This is a genomic window from Roseicyclus amphidinii (genome assembly GCF_030163755.1).
GTDB lineage: Bacteria > Pseudomonadota > Alphaproteobacteria > Rhodobacterales > Rhodobacteraceae > Roseicyclus > Roseicyclus amphidinii.
The window spans coordinates 13361-29047 of record NZ_JASJOE010000044.1 but is presented as its reverse complement, the minus strand read 5'-3'; the positions used below and the strand labels follow the sequence as shown (position 1 = coordinate 29047).

The 15687-nt window shown below is 69.4% G+C and carries 18 protein-coding genes and 1 riboswitch; of the genes, 13 read left to right on the top strand and 5 right to left on the bottom strand.

Features of this window, described 5'->3' with window-relative positions; all coding sequences use genetic code 11:
• Positions 1-174: 174 nt before the first annotated feature.
• Positions 175-954 carry a Hint domain-containing protein gene (locus QQK83_RS14060; RefSeq protein WP_284265239.1) on the top strand — a complete coding sequence of 260 codons (780 nt, stop codon included), beginning with the start codon at positions 175-177 and terminating at the stop codon, positions 952-954.
• 43 nt (positions 955-997) lie between these two features.
• Here the strand turns inward: QQK83_RS14060 and QQK83_RS14055 are convergent, their stop codons facing one another.
• The gene (locus QQK83_RS14055; protein WP_284265238.1) at positions 998-1330 is read right to left on the bottom strand and encodes a hypothetical protein; all 333 of its coding nucleotides are present in this window, start codon (positions 1328-1330) and stop codon (positions 998-1000) included.
• Between the two features lie 98 nt (positions 1331-1428).
• Here QQK83_RS14055 and QQK83_RS14050 point away from each other — a divergent pair, with 98 nt between their 5' ends.
• Positions 1429-2016: a Crp/Fnr family transcriptional regulator gene (locus QQK83_RS14050; RefSeq protein ID WP_284265236.1), complete on the top strand. Its 588-nt coding sequence runs from the start codon at positions 1429-1431 to the stop codon at positions 2014-2016.
• Positions 2017-2085: 69 nt separating this feature from the next.
• Positions 2086-2277 carry a YgaP family membrane protein gene (locus QQK83_RS14045; RefSeq protein WP_284265234.1) on the top strand — a complete coding sequence of 64 codons (192 nt, stop codon included), beginning with the start codon at positions 2086-2088 and terminating at the stop codon, positions 2275-2277.
• A 59-nt stretch (positions 2278-2336) separates the two neighbouring features.
• Here the strand turns inward: QQK83_RS14045 and QQK83_RS14040 are convergent, their stop codons facing one another.
• Positions 2337-2492 carry a hypothetical protein gene (locus tag QQK83_RS14040; RefSeq protein ID WP_284265232.1) on the bottom strand — a complete coding sequence of 52 codons (156 nt, stop codon included), beginning with the start codon at positions 2490-2492 and terminating at the stop codon, positions 2337-2339.
• Between the two features lie 143 nt (positions 2493-2635).
• On the opposite strand from QQK83_RS14040, the gene QQK83_RS14035 reads away from it, so the two are divergent.
• From QQK83_RS14035 to QQK83_RS14005, 7 genes are all read left to right on the top strand, one after another.
• Entirely contained in the window at positions 2636-3349 is a 714-nt protein-coding gene (locus tag QQK83_RS14035; RefSeq protein WP_284265230.1) for a sulfotransferase-like domain-containing protein, read from the top strand.
• Between the two features lie 62 nt (positions 3350-3411).
• Positions 3412-5220, top strand: a complete 1809-nt coding sequence (locus QQK83_RS14030; RefSeq protein ID WP_284265228.1) for an adenine deaminase — start codon at positions 3412-3414, stop codon at positions 5218-5220.
• 27 nt (positions 5221-5247) lie between these two features.
• On the top strand, positions 5248-6732 hold the full coding sequence (locus QQK83_RS14025) for an AMP nucleosidase (protein ID WP_284265226.1): 1485 nt from the start codon (positions 5248-5250) through the stop codon (positions 6730-6732).
• A gap of 135 nt (positions 6733-6867) precedes the next feature.
• Positions 6868-7158 (top strand): HU family DNA-binding protein, encoded by a 291-nt coding sequence (locus QQK83_RS14020; protein WP_284265224.1) that lies wholly within the window; start codon positions 6868-6870, stop codon positions 7156-7158.
• Positions 7159-7235: 77 nt separating this feature from the next.
• On the top strand, positions 7236-8108 hold the full coding sequence (locus QQK83_RS14015; RefSeq protein ID WP_284265222.1) for a DMT family transporter: 873 nt from the start codon (positions 7236-7238) through the stop codon (positions 8106-8108).
• 63 nt (positions 8109-8171) lie between these two features.
• Complete coding sequence (locus tag QQK83_RS14010; RefSeq protein WP_284265220.1) at positions 8172-8885, top strand: cytochrome c biogenesis CcdA family protein; 714 nt, start codon at positions 8172-8174, stop codon at positions 8883-8885.
• Between the two features lie 28 nt (positions 8886-8913).
• Entirely contained in the window at positions 8914-9321 is a 408-nt protein-coding gene (locus QQK83_RS14005; protein WP_284265218.1) for a thioredoxin family protein, read from the top strand.
• A 7-nt stretch (positions 9322-9328) separates the two neighbouring features.
• Here the strand turns inward: QQK83_RS14005 and QQK83_RS14000 are convergent, their stop codons facing one another.
• Both QQK83_RS14000 and aroC read right to left on the bottom strand, forming a co-directional pair.
• Positions 9329-9994 carry a hypothetical protein gene (locus tag QQK83_RS14000; RefSeq protein ID WP_284265216.1) on the bottom strand — a complete coding sequence of 222 codons (666 nt, stop codon included), beginning with the start codon at positions 9992-9994 and terminating at the stop codon, positions 9329-9331.
• Between the two features lie 210 nt (positions 9995-10204).
• On the bottom strand, positions 10205-11305 hold the full coding sequence (gene aroC, locus QQK83_RS13995; protein ID WP_284265215.1) for a chorismate synthase: 1101 nt from the start codon (positions 11303-11305) through the stop codon (positions 10205-10207).
• 94 nt (positions 11306-11399) lie between these two features.
• Positions 11400-11509: riboswitch (TPP riboswitch) on the top strand.
• Between the two features lie 46 nt (positions 11510-11555).
• On the opposite strand from aroC, the gene thiB reads away from it, so the two are divergent.
• Genes thiB through QQK83_RS13980 form a run of 3 tightly spaced genes read left to right on the top strand, consistent with a single transcriptional unit; the run spans position 11556 to position 14759 of the window.
• Complete coding sequence (gene thiB / locus QQK83_RS13990) at positions 11556-12542, top strand: thiamine ABC transporter substrate binding subunit (protein ID WP_284265213.1); 987 nt, start codon at positions 11556-11558, stop codon at positions 12540-12542.
• Positions 12518-14086 (top strand): thiamine/thiamine pyrophosphate ABC transporter permease ThiP, encoded by a 1569-nt coding sequence (locus QQK83_RS13985; RefSeq protein WP_284265211.1) that lies wholly within the window; start codon positions 12518-12520, stop codon positions 14084-14086. The genes thiB and QQK83_RS13985 overlap by 25 nt, the downstream gene beginning before the upstream one ends.
• Entirely contained in the window at positions 14070-14759 is a 690-nt protein-coding gene (locus QQK83_RS13980; protein WP_284265209.1) for a thiamine ABC transporter ATP-binding protein, read from the top strand. The genes QQK83_RS13985 and QQK83_RS13980 overlap by 17 nt, the downstream gene beginning before the upstream one ends.
• Before the next feature lie 105 nt (positions 14760-14864).
• On the opposite strand, the gene QQK83_RS13975 is transcribed toward QQK83_RS13980, so the two are convergent.
• Positions 14865-15680: a cytochrome c1 gene (locus QQK83_RS13975; RefSeq protein ID WP_284265207.1), complete on the bottom strand. Its 816-nt coding sequence runs from the start codon at positions 15678-15680 to the stop codon at positions 14865-14867.
• Positions 15681-15687 lie beyond the last annotated feature (7 nt).

The following is a 15687-nucleotide window of genomic DNA, read 5'->3' as shown; positions in this document are numbered from 1 at the left end:
GGCCAAGAAGAGCAAGCAGGCCGAGGCCTCCGCGGTTTCGGCCCCGGCCCCCGCGCCGGTCAAGGCGCCGCTCAAGGTCTCGCCCCTCGCCCCTGCGGCGTTCCCCGATCTGCCCGTCATCGACGGCTGCGGCTGGTCCATGGCGATGTCGATTGCCTGACCCCGCCGGGCTTCGTGCAGGCCGGCGACACCGTCGCCTTGCGCTATCGCAGCTGCGCGCGGGGCCGCAGCGACCTGGTGGATATCGTGAACCACGACCGCGGGACGATTCATCGCCAACGCACCGGCGTGGCCCGTGCCGCGCGGTTCGACGAGGCGCTGCCGCGCGACCCGCGCTTTCTGTCGGTCTGCCACGTGGCCGCCGTCGCGGGCTTCGGGGTGCAGGCCGCCGAGCTTCCGGCGATCAGCGCCGGCACCTGGCTGATGACCGCCGAGGGGCCGCGCCCCGTCGCGCAGCTGTCGGCGGGCGACATCATGATCACGGTCACCGGCGAGCGGCTGCCCCTGCGCTGGATCGAGCGGCGGCCGCGGCTGTGCCTGGGGCGGGCGGTGCCGGTGCGGCTTCGGGCGCCCTATTTCGGGCTGGAGGATGACCTGCTTCTCAGCCCCGAGACCCATATCATGCGCGACGGGCCGACGGTCGAATACCTGTTCGGGCAAGAGCGCGTCCTGGTTCGGGCGGCCGACCTGCTGGGCAGTACCGGCGCGCAGCGCGACACGCGCCGTCCGGTGCGGGATTTCTTCCACATCATGCTCGATGACCATGCCTGCGTCGCGGTGGATCGCTGCGGGGTCGAAACGGCGCTTCTGTCGGATGTCCTGGCCGCCGAGGATGGCGCGCGGCGGCATGACATCGCCGCGGTGGATCGCACGCCATGCCTGACCAAGCTGGACCGCGCGGCGGCGCAGGCATTGGTGGCGGCGAGCGCGCGGGCGACCGGCGGGCGGGGCTGACAGCGGTGCCGCCCCTCCGGCCGATCCGAGATCTGATGCCGGATCAGTCGTAGAAGGCCGTCATCTGCGCCACGATGACCGAGTTCTCGTCGGCGGCGCGCTGCATCAGCGCGGCCTCGTCCTCCGAGATCTCTTCGCCCGCCACCTCGCGCTCGGCGCGGGTGCCGTGGCCGGTGACGTCGAGCGGGGCAAGGTCGGCCTGCTTCAGGATCGCCACGGTTTCGCGCACCGCCTCGGCCTCGTCCACGCCCGAGGCGTAGCACAGGAGCGCCGCGCCGGTGGCCTTGTCCGGCAGGCCGTCGCCGGACTTGCGCCCGACCTCCACGACCAGCGTGTAGACATCCTGTGCGCGGCGGGGTTTGCGATCTTCGGTCATGGCGCGGGTCTGCGCCGGAACGGCGGTTTCGTCAATCCCGGTTGACCGGGACCGCCGCGCGCGGGACGTTGACCGTGTCCATGACCGGAGGGCCCCCCATGATCCGCCGTTTCGCCGCCCGCGCGGGCGATGTGTTGTTCCAGCCCGGCAGCGCCTGCCCCGGCTTCCTCGTGCTCGACCGCGGCACGATCCGGGTAAGCCTGACCGCGGCCAACGGGCGGGAGGTGGTGCTCTATCGCGTGACGGCAGGCACCGTCTGCCTGCAGACCTTTACCTGCCTTGTCGAGGATCGGCACTACAGCGCCGAAGGCGTGGTCGAGGAGGACGTGGAGGGCGAGTTGATCCCCGCCGGGGATTTCCGCCGCAGGCTGGCCGAGGATGACGGGTTCCGCGTCCTGGTCTTCGACGGGGTGGCGCATCGCTTCACCGAGTACCAGCGCCTGGTCGAGGAGGTCGCCCTGACCGGCTTCGACGCGCGGCTCGCCCGCGTTCTGATGCGGCTGGAGGCGGGCGGTTTCGTCGCCGCGACCCATGCGGCGCTGGCGGCCGAGACGGCCTCGGGCCGCGCCTTTGTCAGCCGGAGGCTGGCCGAGTTCGCGCGCGGCGGCGTCGTGGTGCAGGAAAAGGGCGGGGTGCGGATCACCGACCGCAGGGCGCTGGAACGGATTGCCGCAGATACGCGGTGACAGAGTCACCGTGCCGACTCGAGGGGCTGGGCTAGGGTTTTCCCATCAGTTCAGGAAAGGAGGCACATCATGCCCCGCAACGAAGGCACCATCGACCGCGCGCTGCGCATTCTCATCGGCCTCGGCCTGCTGGCGATCGTCTTCGTCGGCCCGCAGACCCCCTGGGGTTGGGTCGGCCTTGTGCCGCTGGCCACCGGTCTCGTGGGCTATTGCCCGCTCTACAGCCTGCTCGGGATCAACACCTGCGCACTGAAATCCTGAGACAGGTTCCGCCCCTGCCCGCCTGCCGGGCGGGGGCATATCGCGTGCGCGGCGCGTCGTTATCCTGCCGCATCCATCCCGGAACAGGGGGCTGTCAGCCCCGCCTGCACGTCACAGGGCATATCCTGCGCGTGGGCGCGGCCCTGCTGCAGCACCAGCGCCACCGCGATGGCCGCGGTGAGGGCGATGGGTTTCCACGTCTGAAATCGGCGCATGATCGGACCTCCGTCATTGGGCGAGGGCACTCCATTCGTTAGAGGCGCGCGGCGCAAGCCACGGCTGCGTGAGCTCACGATGCCGTGACCCCTTGCGGTCGCGGCCGCGTCATGTCGAATGGCGGCCTGACGGAACGGAGGGGATGATGGTCAAGCTTGCGATGTGGTCGGGGCCGCGCAACCTGTCGACGGCGATGATGTATGCCTTCGCCGCGCGCGGCGATTGCGCGGTTTGGGACGAGCCGTTCTACGCGGCCTACCTTGCCGCGACCGGCGCCGATCACCCGATGCGCGAGGCGATCCTTGCCGCCGGTGAGACCGACCCCGCCCGCGTCGCCGCCACCTGCGCCGGGCCCGTGCCCGAGGGGGCCGCGCATTGGTACATGAAGCACATGCCGCATCACATGGTCGACGGCTTCCCGCTGGACTGGGCCGATGCTTGCGTCAACGTCCACCTGATCCGCCACCCCGCCCGCGTGATCGCCAGCTATGCCGAGAAGCGGGGCGAGATGACGCTGGAGGATATCGGGTTTTCGCAACAGCTGTCGCTGTGGCAGGCGCTGCCGGGCCCGGTTGTCGACAGCGCGGATATCCGCCTCGATCCCGCCCGCGCGCTGGCGCGGCTCTGTGCCGAGGTGGGGATGCCCTGGACCGACGCGATGCTGCGCTGGCCCGAGGGACCGAAGCCTTATGACGGCGCATGGGCGCCGCATTGGTACAACGCGGTGCATCGTTCCACGGGCTTCGCCGGCCCCGAAGGGCCGCTGCCCGAGGTGCCGGAGGAGCGGCGCGCGCTGCTCGACGCCGCGCTGCCGCTTTACGAAGCGATGCGCGCCGAGGCCCTGCGCTTCGGCTGACGTCGCGGCGGCGTCATCGACGCGTCACTTGCAGGGCGCTTGGCGATGCGAGACAGTGGGACATGGAACAGCGCAATCCCTTCCCCAGTTGGCCCGACGTGGCCAGTGACCTTGTCGCCACCGCCGCGGGGCGGTCTCCTGCGGATCTGGTGCTTCGCAACGCGCGCGTCGTGCTGGTGCAGACACGCGAGGTGATGGAGGGCTGGCAGGTCGCCGTGCGGCATGGCCGCTTCGCCTATGTCGGCCCGGATGCCGCGCATTGCATCGGTCCCGGAACGCAGGTCGAGGATCTTGGCGGGCGTTACCTGATCCCCGGCCTGTGCGACGGGCACATGCATATCGAGAGCGGCATGCTGACGCCCGCCGAGTTCGCCCGCGCGGTCATCCCGCATGGGACGACATCCATGTTCACCGACCCGCACGAGATCGCCAATGTCTTCGGCCTGCGCGGTGTGCGGCTGATGCATGACGAGGCGCTGATGCAGCCGGTCAACATCTGGACGCAGATGCCAAGCTGCGCGCCCTCGGCCCCGGGGCTGGAGACGACCGGTTACGAGATCGGGCCCGAGGACGTGGCCGAGGCGATGGGCTGGCCGGGCATCATCGGGCTGGGCGAGATGATGAATTTCCCCGGCGTGGTGAACGGCTCGCAGCAGATGCTGGCCGAGATCGCTGAAACCCAAAAAACCGGGAAAACGGTTGGCGGGCATTATGCCTCGCCCGACCTTGGGCCGGCGTTTCATGCCTATGCGGCGGGCGGCCCCGCGGATGATCACGAGGGCACCTGCGAGGCCGATGCCGTGGCGCGGATGCGCGCGGGCATGCGGTCGATGATCCGGTTGGGCAGCGCGTGGTATGATATCGAGTCCCAGATCACCGCGATCACCGAGCGGGGGCTGGACCCGCGCAACATGATCATCTGCACCGACGATTGCCATTCCGGCACGCTGGTCTATGACGGCCACATGAACCGCGCGGTGCGGCACGCGATCGCCTGCGGCTGCGACCCGCTGGTGGCACTTCAAATGGCGACGATCAACACCGCCACCCATTTCGGGCTGGAGCGCGAGATCGGCCAGATCGCGCCGGGGCGGCGGGCCGACATGATCGTGACCTCCGACCTGACCGCGCTGCCGGTCGAGCTGGTCTACGCCCGCGGCGTGAAGGCCGCAGAGGCGGGCGAGTGCCTTGTGGAGTGCCCGCATCTCGATTGGCCCGCGGATACGCGGGACTCGGTTCATCTGGGCCGCGCGCTGGGCGCGCAGGACTTTGAAATCAAGGCACCTTCCGGTGCCGCGCAGGTCCGCGCGCGCGTCATCGGCGTGGTCGAGAACCAGGCCCCGACCGAGGCGTTGGAGGCCGTGCTGCCCGTGACGGATGGCGTGATCGAGGGCCGCGACGGCGTGGCCCAGATCGCGCTGGTGGAACGGCACCGGGGCACCGGGCAGGTCGTGAACGCTTTCGTCTCGGGCTTCGGCTACGAGCAGGGGATGGCGATGGCCTCGACCGTGGCGCATGACAGCCACCACATGATCGTCGTGGGCACCGACCGCGCCATGATGGCCTCGGCCGCGAACCGGCTGGCCGAGGTGGGCGGCGGCGTGACGGTGTGGAAGGACGGCGCCGAACTGGCGCTGGTGGAGCTGCCCATCGCGGGCCTGATGTCGGACAGCCCGGCGGCCGAGGTCGCCGCCAAGGCACAGGCGATGGGCGAGGCGATGCGCGCCTGCGGCTGCACGCTCAACAACGCCTACATGCAGCATTCGCTGCTGGCGCTGGTGGTCATTCCCAGCCTGCGCATCTCGGACCTTGGGCTTGTCGATGTCACCCGCTTCGAATTGACCAAGCTCATCCTCGATCCCGCCGAATAACCGCAAAACAAGAAAAAGAGGTTACACATGGCCTACGAGCACCTCCTGAAGATCGCCACCCCCGACCAGGGCGCGCCGAAGCGCTTTACCGACGCGGGCGAAGCCGTCGCCCATTTGCAGCGGCTCTACCGCGAGGCGGCGCAGTTTCTGTGCGACCGGTTCAGTGACACGCTGAAGAACGGCGCGCCGGGCGACACGCGCTTCCGCGCCTTCTACCCCGAGATCCGCATCACCACGACCAGCTACGCCGTGACCGACAGCCGCCTGAGCTTTGGCCATGTGGCCGAGCCGGGCACCTATGCCACCACGATCACGCGGCCCGACCTGTTCGGCAATTACCTGCGCCAGCAGATCGGGCTTCTGGTGAAGAACCACGGTGTTGCGGTGGAAATCGGCCCCTCGACCACGCCCATCCCGGTGCATTTCGCGGTCGCCAACGACAGTTCCATCACCGTCCCGCAGGAGGGCGCGGGCGAGTTCACGCTGCGCGACGTCTTCGACGTGCCGGACCTGTCCACGACCAACGACGACATCGTCAACGGGCTGGGCTTCACCTATGACGACGGCGCGCATCCGCTCGCGCCCTTCACCGCGCAGCGCGTCGATTACTCGCTCGCGCGGCTGTCGCATTACACCGCGACGGACCCGTCGCATTTCCAGAACCACGTTCTGTTCACCAACTACCAGTTCTACGTCGACGAGTTCGAGGCCTATGCCCGCGCCGCCCTGGCCGACCCCGCAAGCGGCTACACCAGTTTCGTGGCCACCGGGAATGTCGAGATCACTGACCCCGAGGCACCGCTGAGCTACCCGCAGAAGATGCCGCAGATGCCGACCTACCACCTCAAGCGCGAGGACGGGAACGGGATCACGCTGGTCAACATCGGCGTCGGCCCGTCGAACGCCAAGACCGCGACCGACCATATCGCGGTACTGCGCCCGCATGCCTGGCTGATGGTCGGCCATTGCGCGGGGCTGCGCAATTCGCAGCGGCTTGGCGATTTCGTTCTGGCCCACGCCTACCTGCGCGAGGACAAGGTGCTGGACGACGACCTGCCGGTCTGGGTGCCGGTGCCCGCGCTGGCCGAGATCCAGGTCGCGCTGGAAACCGCGGTGGCCCATGTGACCGAGCTGGAGGGGTTCGAGCTGAAGCGGATCATGCGCACCGGCACGGTCGCCAGCCTCGACAACCGCAACTGGGAGCTGCGCGACCAGACCGGCCCGGTGCAGCGCCTGAGCCAGAGCCGCGCGGTGGCGCTCGACATGGAAAGCGCGACGATCGCCGCCAACGGCTTTCGCTTCCGGGTGCCCTACGGCACGCTACTGTGCGTGTCGGACAAGCCGCTGCATGGCGAATTGAAGCTGCCGGGCATGGCGTCGGCCTTCTACAAGACGCAGGTGTCGCGCCATCTTTTGATCGGAATTCGCGCGATGGAGGCGCTGCGCGACATGCCGCTGGAGCGGCTGCACAGCCGGAAATTGCGGTCTTTCGAAGAAACGGCCTTCCTCTGAGGGGCGGAAAATCGCCCTTCGGGCCATGTTTTTAGGCTTTTCCGTAACGCAAAGCGTTGTGCGGACCCACAATATTCGGTTAGTTTCGCCGCAACGGGCTCAACGGCTCGGGCAGTATCCAGGAGAAACATACCAATGGCACAAAAACCCATGACCAAGACCCAGCTCGTCGCCGCCATCGCCGACGAGATGGGCGGCGACAAGAAGACCGCGGGCGCAGCCCTGGACGCTGTCACCGCCATCATCACCAAGGAAGTCGCCGCCGGCGGCGCCGTCACCCTGCCCGGCATCGGCAAGATCTATTGCCGCGAGCGCCCCGAGCGCATGGTCCGCAACCCGGCCACCGGCGAACAGATCAAGAAAGAGGCCGACAAGCAGGTGAAGGTCACCGTTGCCAAGGCACTCAAGGACAGCGTGAACGGCTGATTGCCCTTCCGGGTCTTTCGTGAAAGGGTCGCGGCCTGACGGCTGCGGCCCTTTCTCATTTTGCACTGACGGCATCCATGGACATTCGTGCGCTTCTGGGCGGGCTGCTGTTCGCCCTGATCTGGTCTTCGGCCTTTACCTCGGCGCGCATCATCGTCGAGGCCGCCCCGCCGGTCACGGCGTTGGCGATCCGGTTCCTTCTGTCGGGGATCATCGGCGTCGGCATCGCGCTGGCCATGGGGCAGGGGATGCGTCTGACGCGGGGACAATGGCGGGCCGTGGTGATCTTCGGCATCTGCCAGAACGCCCTCTATCTCGGGCTCAACTTCGTTGCGATGCAATGGGTCGAGGCCTCCTTGGCCGCGATCATCGCCTCGACCATGCCGCTTCTGGTCGCCGCCGCGAACTGGGGCCTGTTCCGCGACCGCCTGCCGCCTTTGGGGCTGGCGGGGCTGGCGGCGGGGTTCTTCGGGGTCGGGCTGATCATGGCGCAACGGCTTGGCGGCGGGGCGGACGCGCTTGGCGTTGCGCTGTGCCTGGTCGGTGCGGTGGCGCTGACGGTGGCCACGCTCTCGGTGCGGGGCGCGGCTTCGGGCGGGGGCAGCCTGATGATGATCGTGGGGTTGCAGATGCTGGTGGGCGCGGCCGCGCTGGCGCCGGTCGCCGTCCTGACCGAGAGCTGGGTGGTGGACTGGTCCATGCCGCTGGTGGTGGCCTTCGTCTACACGACGCTGATGCCGGGGCTTCTGGCGACGCTGATCTGGTTCTGGCTGGTGGGCCGGATCGGCCCGACACGGGCCGCGACCTTTCACTTCCTGAACCCGGTGTTCGGCGTGGCCATCGCCGCCGTGCTGCTGGGCGAAAGCCTCGGCTGGGTCGACGTGCTGGGCGTCGCCATCGTGGCCGCGGGAATCCTGGCCGTGCAACTGGCGCGGGCCAAGCCCGCCTGATCTCACGCGCCGATCACGGCTTTGTCGCATGACAGGTCGCGGCCGTCGGGGCATGACAGCGCCATGGAACTTGGTCTCGCATATGGTGCCGGGGTGCTGACGCTCATCAACCCCTGCGTTCTGCCGATCCTGCCGATCGTTCTGGCCGGCGCGTTGCAGGCCAGCCGCTGGGGGCCCTTGGCCCTTGCGGCGGGCATGGGGCTGGCCTTCATCACGCTGGGTTTCGCGGTGATCGCGGCCGGTCATCTCGTCGGCCTGACCGAAGAGACCGTCGCCCGCGCGGGCGCGGCGCTGATGGTCGCCTTCGGCCTGATCCTCCTGATCCCGCAGGCACAGGCGCGTTTCGCCACCGCGACCGCCGGTTTCGCCGAGCGCGCCGATACCGGCCTGCGCGCGACGCGGACCGAGGGCTGGCAGGGCCAGTTCCTCGGCGGCCTGCTGCTCGGCGCGGTCTGGAGCCCTTGCGTCGGCCCCACGCTGGGCGGGGCCATTTCGCTCGCCAGCCAGGGCGATGACCTGCTGCGCGCCTTCACCATCATGGTCGGTTTCGCGCTTGGCATCGGCAGCGTGATGGTCGCCCTTGGTTACGGCGCGCGGCAGGCGCTGCGCCGCCACATGGGCGCGTTGCAAAGGCTGGCCCGCGCCTCGCGCCCGATCCTCGGGGCCGTGTTCCTGTTCGTCGGCGTCGCCATCCTCTTGCGCTGGCACCACATCGCCGAGGCCTGGCTGCTCGACCGGATGCCGGTCTGGTTGCAGGACCTTTCCGTCGCCCTCTGACCCTGTTCCGCTGCAAGGAGTTCCCCAGATGACCACCACCCGCCGCCAGATCCTGCTGGGCGCTGCCGCGCTTGGCCTGTTGCCCGTCGCCCGCGCCGCACAGGCGATGATCGACTATACCCCCGGCCTCGTGCAGGCGTGGCTTGCCGCCGGTGAGACCGTCTTCGTCGATTTCTCGGCGACCTGGTGTTCGACCTGCCGCGCGCAGGGCCGCGTGATCGAGGCGCTGCGCGCCGCCAACCCGGCCTATGACGCCGCCATGACCTTCGTGAAGGTCGATTGGGACACCCATGGCACCGGTGAGCTGTCGCGCGCCCTGAACATCCCGCGCCGGTCCACGTTGGTGCTGTTGCGCGGCGAAGAGGAACTGGGCCGCATCGTCGCGCAGACCGCCGAGGCCGATATCCGCGCCCTGATGGACCTCGGGCTGGGCTGAGGCCGCGTCAGCGCGGGCGGGCGGCGACCACCATAAGGTTGTCCACCGCATAGGCCGGGGCGGTCGCCCCGTCCGTCCGCGCGGGCAGGGCGGGCAGGGGCGTCAGCCCGAGCGCCAGCTCCGGGCCGGGGGCCTCGAGCGCGACCTCGACCACCAGCCGGGTTTCGGCCTGCGCGGCCGCTCCCCCGGCGAAGCCAAGCTCGCGCGGCGGATCAAGCTGCGCGCGCAACGTGACCCCCTCGGCCTCGATCACCTCGGTCTGTTGCGCCGCGATCAGATCGGGACGCGAGGAAAACCGCTGCCGGAGCAGGGCGCGACCGTTCACCGTCAGCTCCAGCCCCTCGAGCGCCCAATCGTCCAGCGCGATGATCTCGAGCCGCAGCGTCGCGGCCGTGGTGCCCTCGGGCAGGGGAAAGCGCCGCCCGAGCGGGGCGTCGCCGGGCTGCACCAGCCAGACCGCACCAAGGCCCACATGGGCCTCGTTCCGGGCACCGGTCGACCAGCCCTCGACCGTCCGCGACGTGCCATCCTCGAAGGTCACGAGCGTTTCGGTCGGCCCAAGCGTGCGCAGCCCACCCACGTGGCTGCCAAAGGCCGAGCCATCGCCGCCCGGCGGGGTGCGGATCATGGTGCCCGCGACCATCACGCCCGCCAGCAGCGCGACCGCGATCATCGCACCGTCAAGGTTGATCCACGCATGGCGGAGATTTGGGCGCACGAAGCCTCCCATCGACAGACATCCAGATTTTCCCCAAGTTTCGCCATGATCGCCCCGAAATGTGGCGGGAAAGCGGCAGGCTTGGGGTGCTTTGCGTGCATTGTCGCCCGGTCACGGAACGATCCGGCGACCGCTGCGGCACTGTTTCCGTTGGCGGGTGCAGGATCAGCCGATGGCGCCGCGGTTGGAGCCCACCTGCCCCCGATGCAACAGCAGGTGATCGAGCAGAACGCAGGCCATCATCGCCTCGCCCACCGGCACGGCGCGGATGCCGACGCAGGGGTCGTGGCGGCCCTTGGTCACGATCTCGGTCTCGGTGCCGGATTTCGTGATCGTCTTGCGCGGCGTCAGGATCGACGAGGTCGGCTTGACCGCGAAGCGCACGACAACCTCCTGTCCGGTCGAGATGCCGCCAAGGATGCCGCCCGCGTGGTTCGAGCCATAGACCGGCCCGTCGGGCCCCATCGTGATCTCGTCGGCATTGGCGCTGCCGGTCAGGGCGGCCGCCGCCATGCCATCGCCGATCTCGACGCCCTTCACGGCGTTGATCGACATCATCGCCGCCGCAAGGTCGGTGTCGAGCTTGCCGTAGATCGGTGCGCCGAGGCCCGCGGGCACGCCCGAGGCCGTAACCTCGATCACCGCGCCGACGCTGTCGCCGGATTTGCGCAACCCGTCGAGATAGGCGGCCCAGTCCTCGGCGGCCTGTGCGTCGGGCACCCAGAAGGGGTTGCGCTCGATCTCGGCTGCATCAAACCGCGCGCGGTCGATGCCGTGCGGCCCCATCTGCACCATGTAGCCCGTGATCGTCAGCCCCGGCACCATCTGCGCAAGTGCTGCCCGCGCAATGCCGCCCGCGGCGACCCGCGCCGCCGTCTCGCGCGCGCTGGACCGCCCGCCGCCGCGATAGTCGCGGATGCCGTATTTCTGCCAATAGGTGATATCGGCGTGACCGGGGCGGAATTTCTCGGCGATGTCGCCGTAATCCTTGGACCGCTGGTCGGTGTTGCGGATCATCAGCTGGATCGGCGTGCCGGTCGACTGCCCCTCGAACACGCCCGACAGGATCTCGACCTCGTCGGGTTCCCGGCGCTGGGTGGTATACTTGTTCTGCCCCGGCTTGCGCCGGTCCAGCCAATGCTGGATCGCGCCCGCATCCACCGGCACGCCGGGCGGGCAGCCATCCACGGTCGCGCCAAGCGCGGGCCCGTGGCTTTCGCCCCAGGTGGTGACGCGGAACAGGTGGCCGAAGCTGTTGAGGCTCATCGCGCGGGCATCCCTTTTCAGTTGGTCACGGGCCTAGCGCCCTGCGGCGAAAATGCCAAGCCGCTTGCGCGCCGCAAGTCCCGGCGCTACGTGTTGCGTCACCTCGGGGTGGCCTTGATACGGCCTGAGATGCGCGGGATGACGCGCGAACCCGTTGAACCTGAACCGGTTAGGACCGGCGGAGGGAAGGTTTGCGGGCCAGACACATGCCCCACACTTCACTTCGCCCGTCGCAATGGAGGAGTGAGGAATGAAACACACCATCATCGCAGCGGGACTGTCTGTTGTCGCGGGGGCCGCGTTCGCGCAGACCCCGGTGTTGACGGTCTACACCTATGACAGCTTCGTCTCGGATTGGGGCCCCGGCCCCGCCGTGGAAGAGGCCTTCGAGGCGACGTGCGGCTGCGACCTGCAATTCGTGGGCGCGGGCGACGGCGCGGCGCTGCTGGCGCGGTTGCGTCTGGAGGGGGAAAGCACAGAGGCCGATATCGTCCTCGGGCTCGACACCAACCTGACGGCGGCGGCGCGCGAGACGGGGCTGTTCGCCCCCCACGGCATCACGCCCGATGGGCTGACCCTGCCGATCGCATGGGACGACGCGGAGTTCCTGCCCTTCGACTGGGGTTATTTCGCTTTCGTCCACGACACCGCCTTGGCCAATGTGCCGGGCGATTTCGAGGCGCTGGCGGCCTCGGACATTTCCATCGTGATCCAGGACCCGCGGTCCTCCACCCCCGGCCTTGGCCTGTTGATGTGGGTCGAGGCCGCCTATGGCGACGGCGCGGGCGAGATCTGGGAGGGGCTGGCCGACAACATCGTCACCGTCACCCCCGGCTGGTCCGAGGCCTATGGCCTGTTCCTCGAGGGGGAGGCCGACATGGTGTTAAGCTACACCACCTCGCCCGCCTATCACCTGATCGCCGAGGAAGACCCCAGCAAGACCGCCGCCGCCTTCGCCGAGGGGCATTACATGCAGGTCGAGGTGGCGGGGATGCTCGCGGGCACAGATCAGCCCGAACTGGCGCAGGCGTTCCTGTCCTTCATGCTGACGCCCGAGTTCCAGGAGGTGATCCCGACGACGAACTGGATGTATCCCGCCGCCCTGCCGGCGTCGGCGCTGCCCGAAGGGTTCGAAACGCTGGTCCAGCCGTCGCAGGCGTTGCTGCTGTCGCCCGAGGACGCGGCGGCGCGCCGGGATGAGGCGCTCGCCACATGGCAAGCCGCGCTCAGCCGCTAGGCGCGATCCACTGGACGGGCGCGGTTCTTGCCGCGCTCGTCGCCCTCGCCGTGCTCGGCCCGCTCGGCGCGGTGATGCTGCGCGCCAGTTGGCCGCCCACGCTCGGCCCCGCGGATTGGGCCGCGATCCGCTTCACGCTGTTGCAGGCCGCGCTCTCGGCCTTGGTCAGCGTCACGCTGGCCATCCCCGTGGCCCGCGCGCTGGCGCGGCGCGATTTCGCGGGGCGGCGGGTGCTGGTGACGCTGATGGGCGCGCCCTTTCTGCTGCCGGTTATCGTGGCGGTCCTTGGCCTCTTGGCCGTCTTCGGGCGGGCTGGCTGGGCGAACGATCTGCTCGCCGCGCTGGGTGCTGCGCGGGTGGATGTCTACGGGCTGCAGGGGATCGTGCTGGCGCATGTCTTCCTGAACCTGCCGCTGGCGGTTCGGCTGATCCTTCAGGGCTGGCAGGCGGTGCCGTCCGAACGCATCCGGCTGGCCACCTCGTTGGGGTTTTCCACCGCCGACATGCGGCGGCAGTTCGAACGACCGATCCTGCGCGCGGTGCTGCCCGGCGCGGCGCTGCTGATCTTCCTGATCTGCACGACAAGCTTCGCGGTCGCCCTGATCCTTGGCGGCGGGCCGTCCTCCACCACGGTGGAGCTGGCGATCTACCAGGCGTTCCGCTTCGATTTCGACCTCGGGCGCGCGGCGCTTCTGGGGCTGGTGCAGGTGGCGATCTGCCTTGGCGCGGGGGCCTTGGCCTTCGGCGCGATCCGGGGCCACGAGGTCGGCGCGGGCCTTGACCGCCCGGCGCTGCCATGGCCGGGCGACACGCGGGTCGCGCGGGCGCTGGACGCGGCGGCGATCCTTGCTGCGACGGGGTTCCTGCTGCTGCCGCTTGCCGCCGTGCTGCTCAAGGGCTTGCCCGCCCTGACGGGCCTGCCGCCGGTGGTGTGGGAGGCCGCGCTGCGCTCGATCATCCTTGCGTTGGCCTCCACCGCGCTGGCCGTCGCGCTGGCGCTGCCCATCGCGCTCTTGGTGACGCGGCTTCGCCGCCCCGGCCTTGTCGAAGGGCTGGCCTTTCTCACCATCGCCGTCTCGCCGCTGGTGATCGGAACGGGGCTGTTCCTCCTGATCCGCAGCGTGACGAACCCGATCCCGCTGGCGCTGCCGGTCACGGGCATGGTCAACGCGCTGGTCGCGCTCCCCTTCCTGCTGCGCGCGCTGGTGCCCGCCGCGATGGAGGCCGAGGCGACGCAGGGCCGACTGGCCGAGGCGCTGGGGATGCGCGGGCTGGCGCGGTTGCGCCATGCGATCCTGCCCCGGCTGCGGCGCCCGCTGGGCTTCGGCGCGGGGCTGGCGGCGGCGTTTTCCATGGGCGACCTTGGCGTCATCGCCCTGTTCTCGACGCCGGGGCAGGGGACGTTGCCGCTCGAGATGTATAGGCTGATGGGCTCTTACCGCACCGATGACGCACAGGGCGCGGCGGTGCTGCTCATGGCGCTGACGCTGGCGCTGTTCTGGGCCTTCGACAGGGGAGGGCGGCTCGATGCTGTCACTCGATAAGCTGCGCTTTGCCCAAGACGGGTTCACCCTGTCGCTGTCCGGTCGGATCGCCCGCGGCGAGCGCGTGGCGTTGCTGGGCGCGTCGGGCAGCGGCAAGAGCACGCTTCTGTCGCTGATCGCGGGGTTCGAGCGGGCCGAGGCCGGGCGCATCCTGTGGGCGGGCACCGACATCACAGCGGCCCCCGTGGCGGCGCGGCCGGTGTCGATCCTGTTCCAGGACGGGAACCTGTTTCCGCACCTCACGGCATTCGACAACGTGGCACTCGGGCTGCGCCCCGATCTGCGCCTCTCGGCGGAGGATCGGGACCGGGTGGCCGACAGTCTGTCCCAGGTGGGTCTGGGCGATCATGCGGGCAAGCGGCCCGCGGCGCTGTCGGGCGGGCAACAGGCGCGGGTCGCGCTGGCGCGGATGCTGCTGCGCGACCGGCCGCTTGCGCTGCTCGACGAGCCCTTCGCGGCGCTCGATCCGGGGTTGAAGACCGAGATGCTGGCCCTTGTGCGGGAGCTGTGCGCGGCACGCGGCCTGACGCTTCTCATGGCCTGCCATGACCTGCGCGACGCCGAACGGCTCTGTGACCGGTTGTGGCTGCTGGAGGACGGGGCGAAGGTGCTGGACCTCGGCCTCTCGGGGCTGCGGGACGATCCCCCCGAGGGGCTGCGCCCCTGGATGTGACGGCGCGGTGGGTCGGAGTGCCCGCCCCAACGTGTCACCGAGGTCGGCCCGGAAACGAAAAACGCGCCCCGTGGGGCGCGTTTTCCTTTTCGCGTATGGCGTGCCTCACTCGGCGGGCTGCTGGCCCTTCGCGCGCGCCTTGACCGGGGCCCAGATGCGCTTGTTGGTGAGGTAGAGCAGCACCGACAGGACGCCCAGCATCAGGATGGCGGTAAAGCCCATCTGCTTGCGCGCCATCAGCGCCGGTTCCGCGGTCCAGGTCAGGAAGGCGGCGACGTCCAGCGCCATCTGTTCGACCGTGGCCTCGGTGCCGTCATTGTATTCGACCGCGCCGTCCCACAGCGGGGGCGACATGGCGATGTAGCCGCCCGGGAAGGTCTCGTTCCCGTAGAGGACCGCGCCGAATTCCTCGCGCTCGGACCCGGTGTAATGGGTCAGAAGCGACGCAAGGTATTCCGGCCCGCCCATCCCGCGGAACAGCGGGTTCAGGCCAAGGCCGTAGGGGCCGGAGAAGCCCGCGCGCGCCTTGGTCATCAGGCTGAGGTCGGGCGCGTTCTCGAGGCTCGACATCGGGAAGTTGTCGTTCGGCGTGGCCGCGCGCCAGTCCTGCAGATCGGGGTCGTAGACCTCGATGAAGTTCTGCTCGATGTAGGCGCGCACCTCTTCCTCGCTGAGACCCGGGCCGCCCTCGTCCGAGAGGGTCCGGATCGGCACGTAGCGCAGGCCGTGGCAGGCCGCGCAGACCTGCGTGTAGACCTGCAGGCCGCGCTGCAGCTGGTTCTGGTCGAAGGTGCCGAAGGGGCCTTCGAAGGAGAAGGCGTAGTCTTCGACATGGCCCGCCGCGCCGGCGGCCAGCGCCGCCCCCGAGGAGAGGGCCAGCGTCGCAGCCGTCACGGTGCTGATGGCAAGTTTCCTGAGCATTCTCAGT